The following is a 14145-nucleotide window of genomic DNA, read 5'->3' on the forward strand; positions in this document are numbered from 1 at the left end:
CGTTGTCACCCCGGGTCACTTCAGCCTCTCCACCGTCCGGCTCTCGTACCGGACGACCAGGATGCCGCGGATCAATCCGGCTCCTCCCGTTACGACCGTGCAGCCGGGCGGCATCACGGGCACGGTCGTCGGACCGGTGCGAGGCACCCATCCGGGGTGACCTGTTGCTTCATGTGCACTGGATCCGCAGGCCGGTCTGTTGGGTGTGTACGCGGCACATGAACAGATACAGGGTTCCGACGTCACCCCACATCGCGTCGGTGAGCTCGCTCGGCGGAATCTGCAGCAGCAACTCCATCGGCAGGATGCATTGCGTGCAGACCGGCGTTTCGTCCCCGCCGTTCGCCCAGTGCGGGTATCCGCCCAGTGCCACCGCCACATTGCGCATGTGCGGCGCTCGGGCACGCCCTTGAGTCAGACCGAGCGCGGCGCGATCGACGACGCGCCAGTTCGCCCATGCCTCGGGGGATCCGCTGTCGCCCGGCACAAGGTCCCAGAGCTCAGGGCAGTGCAGGCACATTCCCACCGCGTCGGGCAGCGACTTCTCCAGGCGTGGCACCGCGTGGCATTCCTCGAAGTCGGGCTCGGTGCCATGAACAAGAACCTTGGGGTGCCGCAGGGCGGTGTAGGAGCGCACGAGCCATCCGCCCAGTTCGCGTCTCCGCCCCCACGGGTGGCACTTCCAGCAGTAGAAGAACGTGAAGAACGAGATGGGGAGCCTGTCGTGCAGGCCGTCGCGGGAGTGGTCGACCTGCGCGACGAACGTGAGGTCGTCGGCACAGCCGTCGCACAGGGGCCAGGTCTCGCCCTCCTCCGCCGTCGGGAACCCGCCGAACCGCGTGGCGACCAACTCCTGAGTCACAGGGGGCCGCGCAGGCACGGGCGGAGGAGCGTCGTGCCGTCGGCGGCGTTCACGCGCACCTGCCTCGGGCGGGCTCCGGACCGGCTCAAGTACGGTGCGTGTCCGCATCAGCGGCCGCAACAACTGCACGACTTGTTCTTCTTGAAGTGCGGGCACGCACGCATCGTACGTGGCGGACCAGCAGCCGCACGACTGGCTTTGCCGGTGAGTGCGGAGGCCGGCGGTCTGCCGGTTCCGACTCCAACGGGCCTCGCCGGGAAGCTGCGGCAGCGCTCGTTGGGGCTCCATGGGTGCTGCGTAGGATCACGGCGAAGTCGTAGAAGAGGGAGGCCGGATGGCGCGGCGGCGCAAGAACGACAGGGGCGGCAGCCGGAAGGAGAACTGCGGCGACGCATGCGCCGACAGCTGCTTCTGGAGCCGTACGTGCTGCCCCGACCTGTGGTTCGTCTCCCTCCTCCTGGTCGTCCTGCCGCCCGGGGTGGCCGGGCCCCTGAGACCCACTGGCGATGATCCGGCGGCACCCCGCCCGGACGGCCGGGCAGCGGGTGCCCTGTACGAGGTCGTCCGGCACTACCGGACGAAAGCCAGTCCACTGCTGCCCGCGTGCTGTCCGTACACGCCGAGCTGCTCCACATACGCGGTCAAGGCGCTGCACCGGCACGGTGCCCTGCGTGGTGGCCGGCTGGTTCTGGGACGTCTTCTGCGGTGCCGGCCGGGAGCTGCCCGGCGGCGGGGGCTCCACGACCCGGTGCCCGGCGGACGGGACACGACGTACTTCTCCGCGACCTGACCGGCGCGGAGGCCGACTTCGTCCGCTGCGACCTGCTCTTCCACACCACCCCGCGCCAGAACTGCGGAGGCTTCCACACCGACGGCACTTTTCGGTCCCCCCGACATTCGGGTCGAGAGCTTCCCCGCGCAGAGCCAGGACTGAGGCCACCACGATCCACAGCGCGCCCCCGGCCCGGAGCGCGGGCGCTCCCCTCAATTGTGCTTACGCTGCGAGTATTTGGCCGTCTCTTGAGGAAGAGCTGATGATGACCGAGCATGCGTCTGTCCCAGAGTCGCGCCGGGACCTGGTGATCCACAACGACTGGTGGGGGTCGGGCTGGGACCACGTCCTGCCGCGTCAGAGCTTCGCGCTGACGATGCTCATCGGCACCGCGAGCCAACCGGGCTGCACCGGCTCCTTGGACGACCTCCTGCGGGAGATCTTCGCAGGCCGGTGGGACATGATCGGCGGCAACCTCGACGGCGCACTCACGTTCTCGTGGCCCGACGCGGAATGGGACCACGAGGAGGCACCGGAGGGCCGTGAAGCATATGAGGCGAACCGCTGGAAGGCGTTCGGCGCCATGCTCTCGGCCTCCGGCTTCCCGGTTCCCACGACCGTGCGGGACCTGTCCGAGCTCTACCTGACATGGGGCCTGGCCGGCCGTGAGGAGACGCCGGAAGGCACCCGGTGGTCGATGCCCGCCGTACTGCCGCTCCCCGTTGACCTGCTGACCCTGGACGACGAACTCACCGAACAGCTCGACCGGATCCGCAGGGGGATGCGCACCGGGCCGCTAGTCAACACGCTCACCACGTACTTGGTCGACAATCTGGGTGAACCGCAGGAGCTCCTCACCTCCTTGGACCGCCTGGCGGCCGCGACCGGCCACGATGCCGATGATGTCCGCCTCGCCCTCGCGGAGCTTGTGGAGTCCGGCCACGCCCAGGTGCGGCGAGGCCAGGAGTCGGCAGACGTGGAACGCCTGGAGGCACACCGGCGCTTCCGTCTGGTCATGGACTGGGACCACTTCGACGCGACCTCGGTGCCGTTGATCATCCGAGACTGAGCGTGTGCCGGGCGTCGTGGGAACGCAGGCCGCGCGCCTGATCCGGTACACGGCGACAGCGCCTCGGGGAAGTCGTCCGCCGCGGCAGGTCCGCGTGGGAACGGCCCGGACCGAGTTCTCCCGATCGGCCGCTGACGAGCCGACGTGCCCTCTGGCGTGGGTGATCCGCCCGGCGGAGGGGGATACAGGGCCGGTGTCGCAGGCCACGCTCCACCGGTTCTGCTCTTCCTCACGACCCAGTGGGCGCCGCGTTCGTGGACCCGCGGATATGCGGGGTCGTCGACCGACCTGGATCACGGCGTTGGTCAGGTCTTCCGGAATGCGACCGCCGAGGGATTCCGGCCCGAGTCGTACGGCACGGCAGCCCGAGTCGTACGGCACGGCAGCCGGGGTCGTCCGGCGCCTGGCACAACTCCGGTTCCAGTGATTGAGCACCTGCGGCGACCGCGATCCCGACGGCCTCGATCATGTCTTTTCCCGCACGGAATCACGGGCCTGGCGCAGAGTCTGGTACACCGACCAGGCGACGGACACCAGTGGCACTGCCACCACCGCGCCCAGCACCCCTGCCGTGATGGCGCCCCCGATCACCGCGAGCGCGACCACGACCGGATGCAGACGGACGGCCCAGCTCAGTACGAGCGGGTGCAGCAGGTGGCCCTCGATTTGGCCGATGACCACGATCAGTGCCACGACGACGCCGGCCACGAGCACGCCCTTGGACGCCAGAGCCACCACGGCGGCGACTGCCAGCGCGATGGGGGAGCCGACCAGTGGGACGAAGGCGGCGAAGAATTCCAGCAGGGCCAGGGGCAGAGCCAGCGGCACGCCGAGGGCGAACAGCGCCAGTCCCACAAGAATCGCGTTGGTTGCCGCCACCAGGACGATTCCGCGGGTGTATCCGGTGAACGTCCGCCAGGCCGCACTACCGGCGATCAACACCCGGGCCCGGGCCGTCTGCGGAAGCTGGTCGCTGAACCAGCTCCACAGGCGGTCGCCCGAGTGAATGAAGAAGACCGAGCAGAAGAGGGCGAGCGCGAACACCGTCACCACCTCCACCACCCGTCCCACGCCGCTGAGGGCCGTGCTGATCAGTGCGGAACGGTGGCTCGACAGGAACTGCCCGGTGCGGGACTGGAGATCGTCGAGCGTCTTGGGGTCCAGCCGGAACGGCGGGCCCTCCAGCCATCGCTCGATCCGGCGCAGACCTTCGCCGAATTCCCTCTCCAGTCCGGCGCTTTCCCCGGCGACCGCCTCGCCGACCAAGGTCAGGATGCCGAGAACGAGGGCGACGCTGCCGAGCAGCGTCACGGTCACGGCGAGCGGCCGTGGCATCGCACGAGCCAGGAGATCCGCCACCGGACGCAGTATCGCGGTGCCGACCAGACCGAGGAAGACGGCCACCGCCACCTCGTGGAACTGTCCCAGCACCGAGAAGGCGGCGTACACCGCGACACCCACGACGAGGATGCGCCAGGCATAGGCGGCGGTCGTCCGCAGTGCGGGGTTCACCTGCGGCTCGTGCGGCGTTCTGGACCGGTGCGCGTTGACGGGATTCCGCATCGCGGGGCGGGGGAGCCCGCGCAGCGTCCGGCGCGACGGCGTGCGGATCCGGAGCCTCCGTCCGTCGAATGATCGTTCGGAGGGCGTGATGTCGGGCTGCAGATGCGATCTCCTGGGCATTCCTTGCTGGTATCAGCACGGAATGAGATGACCGGGGCTCCTGAAGCGACATGCGCAGGAATACACCCTACGGGCGGAGCCGTCTGCCGCGGCCCTGGGACGTCTGACCTGGACAGCCGTGCCAACGATGCGGAGGCCGACGTCTTCGGCTTCGGCGTGGGCGAAGACATCATCGAAGGTCCGTAGACGCAGGCCGCGCCGGTCCGGGAAAGCCGGCTTCCCCTTACGGCCCGCACCGGCCGTCCGGCGCCGGGCGCCTCCGCCCCGCTCATGCGACGTGAGGGCTGCGTTCCAGGGCACCATGCGAGGATCGAACGATGAGGAATCCCCGCCGTGAGTTACTGCGCTGGCAGTTCGACATGACCTGGTCACTGTTCGAGTACCACCTGGAGCGGCTTGCACCCGAGGTCTTTCTGTGGGAGCCCACTGACCTGACCTGGACAGTGCGCCCGGACGCCGCCGGGAACTGGCGGCCGGACTGGGCCGACACCGAGCCCGACCCCGTTCCCGTTCCCACCATCGGCTGGGCGAGCTGGCACATCGGCTGGTGGTGGAGCACTGCCATCGCTCACGTACAGGGACGCACGCCCCGGGAGCGTACCGACATCACCTGGCCCGGCAACGGACCGGCGACCGTCGCCTGGCTCCAGGATCTGCGTACCCAGTGGCTGGCGATCCTCGACGAACTCACCGACGCCGATCTGGACGCTGCCTCCACGCTGCCGTGGCAGACCCCTCCCGAGAACACCGTCGGACGCATGATCGCCTGGCTGAACGCCGAGCTGATGAAGAACGTCGCCGAGATCGGGCAGTTGCAGCTGATCTGGGCGGCCTCGAAGTCGCGACTCAAGAAGCAATAGGCTCAGCAGAAGGAACGTCGTCCAGCACGGCAACCGCGACGTCGAGCCCAATGGCTCCCCAGGTCGTTATGGTTCAGGCGAGCGCTGAGGCCCTGGTGCCCTGCTCCACTCGACCAGGGCGGGCAGGTCTGCGTCGCCCCATGTCCCGGAATCGATTGGGAGCGTCTGCCAACCGCCCGATCGTGACCCTTCCTTCGAGATGGTGAGCGCACCTTGTGGGCTGCCGCTGACCATGCGACTCAACGGGGCAGCAGCCACGACCAGGAGCGCGAAAGGAACGATCCACCCCTCCCTTTCCACTCTCTGTGAACCGCCCGGCGAAGACAAGACTGCAATTTTTGCTGTCAAACCAGGAAACTCGTTCCCGAGCGGAGGTCCGCACCGCTCTCCAACAGGAGGACACTCATGTCAGACGTCTGGGATCCACATGGCAGTCTGCAGCGCGCGTTGTGGATCGGCGGCGCACAGTGGTCCGGCAAGACCACCGTCGCCGAACTCATTGCAGAGAAGTACGGGTTGACGGTGTACCACTACGACTATCACGACGCCCGCGGACACCAGGATCGCCGGATCGCGCGTCGTGTCGCCCTGGGTGAGCCCGTGAAGGATCCCACCCCCGACCATGTCTGGCTGGACCAGGGCCCGGAGGAGATGGCCGCCGAGACGCTGGCCGGCTTCCCGGTCCGCTTCGAGTGGGCGTTGGACGACCTTCGCGCACTGTTCACCGGCCGGCCGGCGATCGCTGAGGGATGGGGGCTGCGACCGGAGCTGGTCGCGCCGCTGCTCGACTCACTCCGGCGAATGGTCGTCCTCATCCCCACCGAGGACTTCCGGCAGCACCAAATCCGGACCCTCCCGCGCGCGAGAACCCTCAACGTCCCTGTCACTGACCCGGCCCGATCCCAGGCAAACCGTCTCGCCCGTGACCGGCTGGTCGCCGAGGACGCGGCACAGAACGCCCGCCGCCTCGGCATCCGCGTCATCGAAGTCGACGGGACGCTCGACGCGGTGGCTGTGGCGGCAGAGGTCGCCGACTGTTTCGCCCCATACCTTGGCGCGGCGACGGCTGCGTGATCGCTCGGACCAAGAGGATTCCGCTGTTGGTCGTCAGGAGACTGCCCGGGCCGAGCCACAGGTAGACGCGGAGACGATGGTGTGACCGTCGGCGACGAGAGCGTCGTGGATGGTCTGGACGTCGGTGGCGTGGAGCCAGATCGCGGCACCGATGCCGGGCTGAGCAACGGATGCGAGATCGGTGCCGGGAACGACGTCACGGAGTGCGAATGCGATTGGCTTCGTCTCGAAGACGACGGCGTGCGGAGGGCCTGACTGCGAGCGGACGAGGCCGGGGTACTGCTCGTAGAACGCCTGTGAAGCGTCGAGGTCGCGCGCTTGGAGTGAGATGAAGTCGGGGCCGGTGGCGGGCATTCTCGCATGTCAGTTTTCTGACACGGGTCAATCTGTGTCAGAAAAACTGACATGAATCAGGACGGTGCCGGCGTCGACCTTGAACGTCACTGGGCTACCTGCTGAAAGAGGCGTCGAGTGCTCTCCGTGCGGCCATGGACGAGGTGCTGCGGCCGCTCGGGATGAGCGTGACGCACTACTTCTCCCCGCGCGGCTCACGCCTCGGGGTCGACGGAGTCTGGAGAAGGCGACCGCAGCGGTCCGGTCCGTCGAGGTCAGAATGCTGGCCGGCATGACCGAGGACGAGCAGTCAAGCGTGTTCCGGATCCTGCAGAGCATGATCCATTCCCTGCGCGAGGGCAACGACGGCGCATAGCTCGTTCCCCGGCGCAGGTCTCGTCGCGCCCGGACAGGGGTGCGCGGCCGAGCGTTGGAATCCGTTTCAGTGACATCGAAGACCGGCCGACCCCGACTGCGCCCTCTTCCGCGATGAGCCCTCAAACTGAGGCCCCCTGGCCGGGTCGCTCCCCTGCCGTGTCCTGTCACCGATGGCGTGATGTCGGGCCTGGTGCGGTCGGCTGAATGCGCCCGGCACTCTCAGAGCAGGTCGAGGAGCATGAGGACCTCGTCGCGATCGTCGTCCGGTGCCAGCCGCAGGGCACGGGGCCAGCGGCCGATCTCCTTCCATCCGAGCCGTCCGTAGAAGTCCTCAAGGCCGACGCCTGCCCGGGCCGCGAGGTGGAGCTGCTCCAGGTTCATCTCGTCGCGCGCGAACCTGCGTGCCTCGTTCATAAGGGCCACCCCGTATCCCCGGCCGCGGACGGCCGGGCGGGTCTGCACATGGTGGAGGGTGCCCCAGTGTGCGATCAGTGCCCCGGCATCACGCCGGACGTTGAGCCAGCCCACGAGCTCGCCGTGATCGGTTGCGGTCAGCAGGCGACTCGTAGCGGGTGCGAGGGCACCGACCATCCGGTCCACAGCCGGGACCGCCTGAGTGTGGTCGATCGGAGGAAAGGGGAAGCCGGCCGCTCCGCCGGCATTGGTGACTTCGATCCAGCAGTCGGCGAGTGCGTGCTGCAACTTGGGCGAGACGCTGTCCGCCGAGGTGAACTGCGTCAATGAAGGGGAGCCGTTGGCCATTTCGGGATCCTCGCACGAGGGTCTGACAGTGAGCCGGCCCGTGCTCCGCGCGACGGTGCTCGTGGCGGGGACGGGTGGGTTCGCGGGAACGGTGTCGGCGCCCCTGGCCGTGCCTGCTCAGCCGGTGGAGGTCGGCCCGGTGTTGGCGGGTGAGCTTGGCGGCGCGTTCCCGCGGCAGTCGGCAGCGGCTCGCCGACCGGGAGACGGCTCGGGAGGAGACGGCGGCATCGCTGCTATCCGGCGTTCCCCATGCAGGTCAGCACCCCTGACCGACCGAATCCAGCTCATTTCGCTGTGTCTCGGCCACGGCCCTGGCTGCCTGCGGCACAGGATGCCCGGCTGGCGGGGACCTCCGTACGCCGCCATCGCCTTCCGCGCCGCGGCGCGGGCGCTCTTCGCCCGCGCACCAACCGGGTACCCCTCCCACACCGCATCGGTCGGGGGTGGGGTAACTCGATGGGTGTGCGGGCGACGGAGGCTTCGTCTGCCCGGGCCGCCTCCTGCCCACCCGTCCCGGTCCCCGGGCGTGACGTTCACGTACGGCACCCGGGGCTCGCTGTGCCGCGTTCCGCGCTGGACCACAACACGGCCGCCGCCCCACGAACCCGCATCACCGTCTCCCCGGGACCGACCTCCATAGCCCCTCGGCCTCGGCCCGCCCTCTCAGGTTCGCCGCTTGGGATCCAACAACTGCTCACGCAACGCGGTGAGCTGGTGCGAGGATTCGACCGCCCGGGTCTCGTCGAGCGTGGCCAGCGCGAGCAGCAGCGCGTCCGCGACGAGCAGCCCCGTCAGCGATTCCGCTGTGATCCCGGTCGGGGTGTGCGGTGCGGTCAGGACCGCCTCGACCCGGTCCGCGTACGCCTCGCCCAGTTCGTCCGTCACGAGCACGACCTTGGCGCCCACCGCACGGGCCCGCTCCATCATGACGGTCAGTTCCACCAGCCGGCGGCCCGGCTGGAAGATCACCACGCTGTCGCCCTGCTCCAGAGCCAGCAACTGGTCCGCGAGGGCGAAGCCCGTCTCGGAGACGAAGCGGGCCCGTCGGCCGATCCGGCCGAGCGCCAACGCCAGGTGGCGGGCGCCCGGTTCGGAGGCGGCGATTCCGTAACAGAACACCTCGCGCGCCTCGGCGAGGGCGGTCACCGAGCGCTTCAGGGCTTCCGGTTCGGTCAGGCGCCTGGTGTGGTCGATGCGGTCCTGGGCCTCGTCGAAGACGTCCGTCCAAATGGACTCCAGGTCCTGGCCCACATGCGCGATGCGCTGTTTGAGGCGCTCCTCGGGGGCGACGGCCGCAGTGAAGTCGTTGGCCAGTTCGCGCTTCAGGGCGGGGAGCCCCGCGTAGCCGAGGCGCTGCAGCGCGCGTACGACGGTGGCGTTGCTGGTGGAGCTGGCGGCCCCCAGCTCCTGGGCGCTGACGAAGAGCAGCTGCCCGACAGGAGCACTGACCAGGTGCTGCGCGACGGCTCGCTCAGATGTGGACAGACCGTCCCATTGATCGCGAATCGCAGCACGCAGCCGAGTCGCTCCGGCCCCATTCTCTGGAATCTCCATTACAACCATTGACTTCCGTGTGACCGACGTTACTGTTCCTGGGCAGTACGTTCCAATCGGAACGCAACTCGTAATCGACGTTACAGGATTGTCGTTGTCCTGTGGCGTCGTTCGGAGTGCGTTCCCAAGCGAGGAGAAGCATGGCACCCCGCCCCACGGCCCCCGGGCCCGCCCGGGTCCTCCCGGTCATCGAGATCTCCGGCAGCCCGCTTCAGCGCGGCCGCCAGTACGGCGAGGCCGTGCGGCCCCAGGTACAGGCCGCGCTCGGCTACTACGAGGAGGCCTTCGGCCGGTCCGCGGGACTGGCCTGGGACCGGGTCACCGCCCGGGCCGCCCACTGGCTGGAGCCGGTACGCGACTACGCACCCCACCTCGTCGACGAGATGCAGGGCATCGCGGACGGTGCCGGCGTCGGTCTGCTGGACGTTCTCGCCCTGAACGCCCGGGGCGAGGTCATCTACGACAAGTCCTTCGCGCAGATGGAGGCCGACGGGCGGGCGAGCGAGGAAGAACCCGCCGAGGGCTGCACCTCCTTCGCCGTCCACGGCGAGGCCAGCGGCGACGGGCACGTCTACGCCGGACAGAACTGGGACTGGCGGGCCGGCGTCGCCGACACCGTCGTCATGATCAGGATTGTCCAACCCCCCAAGCCGACCCTGATCATGCAGGTCGAGGCCGGTCAGATCGGCCGCCAGGGCGCCAATTCCGCCGGGCTCGCCTTCAACGCCAACGGCCTCGGCGGCCGGTTCAGCGACGCGATCGGGCTGCCCCAGACCGTCGTACGCCGAAGTGTCCTGGACCAGGACAACATCACCGATGCCCTCGACGTGCTCTGCCGAACCCGGGCCCATATCGCCAGCAACGCCCTGCTCACCTGCCGTGAGGGCTTCGCCATCGACCTGGAGACCACCCCGGCCGGGCACGGCTGGATGTATCCGACCGACGGCCTGCTGGTGCACGGCAACCACTACCAGGCAGGCATTCCCGCACAGCTGGCCGCCGCCGGCTACCGGCCCATGTCGTCCGATTCCCTGGTCCGCGTCCCCCGGGCCACGGAAGGGCTGAAGGCGCTGCGCGGCTCCGCAGGCCCCGACGAGTCGCGCAGGATCATCCGCCGGGCGATGTCGGATCACCTCGGCCATCCCGAATCCCTGTGCACCCACCCCGATCCGCGCCGGCCGGAGCTGGAGCAGTGGACCACGCTCGTCTCCTCCCTGGCCGACCTCACCTCCGGTGACTACCACGTGACCGCGGGCACCCCCTGCGACCGCGAGTACCAGCACCTCCCCTGGAACCTCTACGACGGCCCGTTCGGCCAGAACTGACAGGAACTCAGTGATGACGCACACCTCTTCAAGAAGGCCGGTCCTGGCCGCGGCCCTCGTCGCGGCGACCGTCGTCGCCGCAGCGGGCTGCAGTGGAGCGACCCAGAACACCGCAGGCGCATCCCGGACCACCGACGCGGCCTCGCTCGACCTCACCCCGACCACCACGCCGGCCAAGGGCGAACTCGCCAACGCCAACTGGCTCCTGGAGGACGAGCCGGACTCGCTCGACCTGGACACCCAGGGATCGAGCGCGGGCCGCGTCGTCCTCACCAACGTCTGCGAGCGGCTGTACCAGCTCCAGCCGGACATGTCGACGAAGCCGTTCCTCGCCGAAAAGGCCGAAACCCCGGACGACAAGACCCTCGTACTGACCCTGCGCTCCGGCGTCACCTTCCACGACGGCACCCCGATGACCGCCGACGACGTGCTCTGGAGCCTGAAGCGGCACGCCGATCCGGACATGGAACAGGGCGACGAGTTCGGCAACATCGCCTCGATGAAGAAGACCGGCGACCGCCGCATCACGATCACCTTCAAGGCGCCGGACGCCATGTTCTTCAAGGCACTCGCCGGTGACGCGGGCATCGTCTGGAACAAGGAGCAGGTCGAGAAGGCGGGCAAGGACTTCGGTACGCCGGGACAGCCCGACGCCTGCACCGGCCCGTACAGTCTGGGCAGTTGGAAGTCGGGCGACTCCATCACCATCGAGCGCTACGACGCGTACTGGGGCAAGAAGCCCCTGACGAAGCGGGTCACCTTCCGCTGGGCCGCCGACAGCGCCCTCGTCAACGCCCTGGCGACCGGCGCCGCCGACGGTGCCTACGCCGAATCGCCCAACACCGCGGCGGCTCTCCGGAGCAAGAAGGGCATCGAGCAGCACTACGGCCCCTCCACCGCCTCCCTCGTCCTCATCCCGACCGAGCGCGGCGGACTGAAGAACCCGAAGATCCGCCGTGCGCTCTCCCTCGCACTGGACCGCAAGGGCATCGCCGCATCCGGCTACGGCGGCATGGTCCAGCCCTGGGGCACCCCGGTCGGCTCCGGGGCCTGGGGCTACGAGAAGCCCGTCTTCGAGGCCGCCCAGAAGGCCGTCTCCTACGCCCCCGCCGCCCCGACCGCCGAGGATCTCGCCGAGGCCAAGAACCTGGTGAAGGAGGCGGCCGCCGACCCCACCGAGCCGGTGGTGATCGGCACGGACGCCAGCCAGGGCCGTTCCGTCGTCGCCAATGCCGTGCGCGCCGCGCTCCAGCGGATCGGCCTCAAGGGGCAGATCAAAACCGTGCCGACCTCGCAGTTCGAGCAGTTCTACAGCGATCCCCAGGCCCGCGCCGACATCGATGTGCTGGTCGGTGACTGGTACATCTCCAAGGCCGACCCCATGGGCTTCTACGACAACGCGCTCTCCGACTCCTCCAACAACTGGGTGGGCTTCAAGGACGCCGCGTACGACGCCAAGGTGAAGAAGGCGCTTTCCACGCTCGACGACGCCGAGCGCGCGAAACTCACGGTCGACGTCCAGAAGACGTTCACGGACGCCGCCGTCTGGATCTCGGTCGCCCAAGTGCCTTCCGTCCTCGTCCTCAACGAGAAACTGACCGGACCGCCCGCCTCCATGGCCTACCTCTACTACCCGTGGGCCGCCGGACTCGGCTCGAAGAAGGGCTGATCGCGCATGCTCGCCCGGATTTCCCGGCGGCTGGCCGGACTGCTGGCCACACTCCTCGCCGCTTCCTTCGTCATCTTCGCCGCTGTGTACGCGGCGCCCGGCGACCCCGCCGTCTTCCTCGCCGGGGGCCGCGACAAGCTCTCCCCGGAGAAGCTGGAACTGGTCAGGGCCCAGTACCACCTCGACGAGCCCCTCGTCGTGCAGTACGGGCGCTGGCTCGGCGACTGCGTCCAGCTCGACCTCGGCCGTTCCTTCAAGTACAGCGACCAGGTGGCCGATCTGCTGGCCGCCCGCTTCCCGACGACGCTCACCCTCGTGGCGTACGCGACCGTGCTCTTCGTCGTCCTCGGGGTCGGCGCCGGCGTGCTCGCCGCCGTCCGCCGCGGAACCTGGATCGACTCGACGGTCGTCGGCGGCACGACGCTGGCCGCCTCCGTGCCCTCCTTCGTCTCCGCCATCGCCCTGGTCGCGGTCTTCGGCGTCCAGCTCGGCTGGTTCCCGGTGACCGGCAGGGGCGAGGGATTCGCGGGCACCGTGCACCATCTGACGCTGCCCGCCCTGTCCCTGGCGCTCGGCGCGCTCGCCCTGATCAGCCGTGTGACCAGGCAGTCGATGGTCGACGCGGGCGCGGCCGACCATGTCGAGGTCGCCCGCGCCTCCGGAATCCGCGAGCGGGAGATCGTGGTCCGGCACGTGCTGCGCAACGCGCTCGGCCCGATCGTCACCATGTGCGGTCTGGTCATGGCGGGCATGCTGGCCGGCACCGTCGTCGTGGAGACCGCCTTCGGGATCAGCGGCATCGGCTCGCTGCTCGTCGGGGCGATCAACACGCACGACTTCCCCGTCGCACAGGCCGTACTCCTGCTCATGGTCACCGGCTACATCGTCGTGACCACCCTTGTCGACCTGGTGCACCCCCTGCTCGACCCGCGGGTGAAGGAGGCCTCCGCATGAGCGCGTTCACCCTTGACCGGGTCAGCCCGAAGACCGGAAAGGACCGCCGCCCGGTGGGTGTGGTGATCGCCGGCGGGACGCTCGTCGTGGTCGTCCTGGCGGCGCTCCTCGCCCCGCTTCTCGCCCCGTACGCCCCCGACACCATCGACCTGTCCGCGTCCCTGGTCGGCACCGGCCCGGAACATCTGCTGGGCACCGACTCCTCCGGACAGGACCTCCTCTCACGGGTGCTGTACGGGGCCCGCACCAGCCTCGTCGCCCCGATCCTCCTGCTGGCCATCGCCGCCGTCCTCGGTGTCACCCTCGGCACACTCGCCGCATGGCGTGGCGGCTGGGTCGACACCGTGGTCTCCCGGCTCACCGACGTCATGTACGCCTTTCCGGGACTGCTGTTCACCGTTCTGATCATCGCCGTGTTCGGCGCCGGAATGACGACCTCCGTGCTCGCGCTCGGACTCGCCTACACCCCGACCGTCGCCAAATACACCCGCTCGGTGGCACTCTCCGAACGCCGAAAGCCCTACATCGACGCCTACGGTGTCCAGGGCATGGGCGGAGCGAGGATCTGCGCCCGCTACCTCGTCCCCAACCTCGGCCGTTCGATCATCGGCTATCTGGTCGTGCTGTTCGGCGAGGCCCTGATGTCCCTGGCCACGCTCTCCTATCTGGGCTTCGGCGCCCAGCCGCCCAGCTCCGACTGGGGCCTGATGGTGCAGGAGGGGCAGGCAGCCGTCGTCCAGGGTGCGCTCCTGCCGGCCCTGGTGCCCGGCTTCGCCATCGCCCTCGTCGTGGTGTCCTTCAACGTCGTCGGGGTCTGGGCCGCCGACCGACTCGGCAGCAGGAGGTAGCC

General features: G+C 69.0%; 13 protein-coding genes and 1 pseudogene. 9 read left to right on the top strand and 5 right to left on the bottom strand.

All coding sequences use genetic code 11. The features are described from left to right. Positions 1-169: 169 nt before the first annotated feature. On the bottom strand, positions 170-862 hold the full coding sequence (locus AADR41_RS10065; RefSeq protein ID WP_342280981.1) for a DUF1963 domain-containing protein: 693 nt from the start codon (positions 860-862) through the stop codon (positions 170-172). A gap of 334 nt (positions 863-1196) precedes the next feature. Between AADR41_RS10065 and yidD the strand changes: the two genes are divergently transcribed. Together yidD and AADR41_RS10075 are read left to right on the top strand one after the other, a co-directional pair. Continuing rightward, the gene (gene yidD / locus AADR41_RS10070; protein WP_342280982.1) at positions 1197-1652 is read left to right on the top strand and encodes a membrane protein insertion efficiency factor YidD; all 456 of its coding nucleotides are present in this window, start codon (positions 1197-1199) and stop codon (positions 1650-1652) included. Positions 1653-1896: 244 nt separating this feature from the next. Next, a complete protein-coding gene (locus AADR41_RS10075) occupies positions 1897-2703 on the top strand; it encodes a DUF6042 family protein (protein WP_342280983.1) in 807 nt (268 codons plus the stop codon). Between the two features lie 465 nt (positions 2704-3168). Here the strand turns inward: AADR41_RS10075 and AADR41_RS10080 are convergent, their stop codons facing one another. Beyond that, entirely contained in the window at positions 3169-4266 is a 1098-nt protein-coding gene (locus AADR41_RS10080) for an AI-2E family transporter (RefSeq protein ID WP_342280984.1), read from the bottom strand. A gap of 437 nt (positions 4267-4703) precedes the next feature. On the opposite strand from AADR41_RS10080, the gene AADR41_RS10085 reads away from it, so the two are divergent. Next, the gene (locus tag AADR41_RS10085; protein ID WP_342280985.1) at positions 4704-5246 is read left to right on the top strand and encodes a DinB family protein; all 543 of its coding nucleotides are present in this window, start codon (positions 4704-4706) and stop codon (positions 5244-5246) included. Between the two features lie 405 nt (positions 5247-5651). After that, the gene (locus AADR41_RS10090) at positions 5652-6320 is read left to right on the top strand and encodes a hypothetical protein (RefSeq protein WP_342280986.1); all 669 of its coding nucleotides are present in this window, start codon (positions 5652-5654) and stop codon (positions 6318-6320) included. 33 nt (positions 6321-6353) lie between these two features. On the opposite strand, the gene AADR41_RS10095 is transcribed toward AADR41_RS10090, so the two are convergent. Further along, complete coding sequence (locus AADR41_RS10095; RefSeq protein ID WP_342280987.1) at positions 6354-6674, bottom strand: VOC family protein; 321 nt, start codon at positions 6672-6674, stop codon at positions 6354-6356. 51 nt (positions 6675-6725) lie between these two features. On the opposite strand from AADR41_RS10095, the pseudogene AADR41_RS10100 reads away from it, so the two are divergent. Next, positions 6726-7029, top strand: a pseudogene (locus AADR41_RS10100) (hypothetical protein). A gap of 221 nt (positions 7030-7250) precedes the next feature. Here AADR41_RS10100 and AADR41_RS10105 read toward each other — a convergent pair. Beyond that, positions 7251-7793 carry a GNAT family N-acetyltransferase gene (locus tag AADR41_RS10105; RefSeq protein WP_342280988.1) on the bottom strand — a complete coding sequence of 181 codons (543 nt, stop codon included), beginning with the start codon at positions 7791-7793 and terminating at the stop codon, positions 7251-7253. A 663-nt stretch (positions 7794-8456) separates the two neighbouring features. After that, the gene (locus AADR41_RS10110; RefSeq protein WP_342280989.1) at positions 8457-9347 is read right to left on the bottom strand and encodes a MurR/RpiR family transcriptional regulator; all 891 of its coding nucleotides are present in this window, start codon (positions 9345-9347) and stop codon (positions 8457-8459) included. A gap of 140 nt (positions 9348-9487) precedes the next feature. Between AADR41_RS10110 and AADR41_RS10115 the strand changes: the two genes are divergently transcribed. Genes AADR41_RS10115 through AADR41_RS10130 form a run of 4 tightly spaced genes read left to right on the top strand, consistent with a single transcriptional unit; the run spans position 9488 to position 14143 of the window. Then, complete coding sequence (locus AADR41_RS10115) at positions 9488-10672, top strand: C45 family peptidase (protein ID WP_342280990.1); 1185 nt, start codon at positions 9488-9490, stop codon at positions 10670-10672. A 13-nt stretch (positions 10673-10685) separates the two neighbouring features. Continuing rightward, positions 10686-12341, top strand: coding sequence for an ABC transporter substrate-binding protein (locus AADR41_RS10120; protein WP_342280991.1), 1656 nt, complete (start codon positions 10686-10688; stop codon positions 12339-12341). A 6-nt stretch (positions 12342-12347) separates the two neighbouring features. Further along, entirely contained in the window at positions 12348-13295 is a 948-nt protein-coding gene (locus AADR41_RS10125; protein ID WP_317859734.1) for an ABC transporter permease, read from the top strand. Then, entirely contained in the window at positions 13292-14143 is an 852-nt protein-coding gene (locus tag AADR41_RS10130) for an ABC transporter permease (protein WP_342280992.1), read from the top strand. Before AADR41_RS10125 ends, AADR41_RS10130 begins: the two co-directional genes overlap by 4 nt. Positions 14144-14145: the final 2 nt, after the last annotated feature.

The organism is Streptomyces sp. CLV115 (assembly GCF_038448545.1).
Lineage (GTDB): Bacteria > Actinomycetota > Actinomycetes > Streptomycetales > Streptomycetaceae > Streptomyces > Streptomyces sanglieri.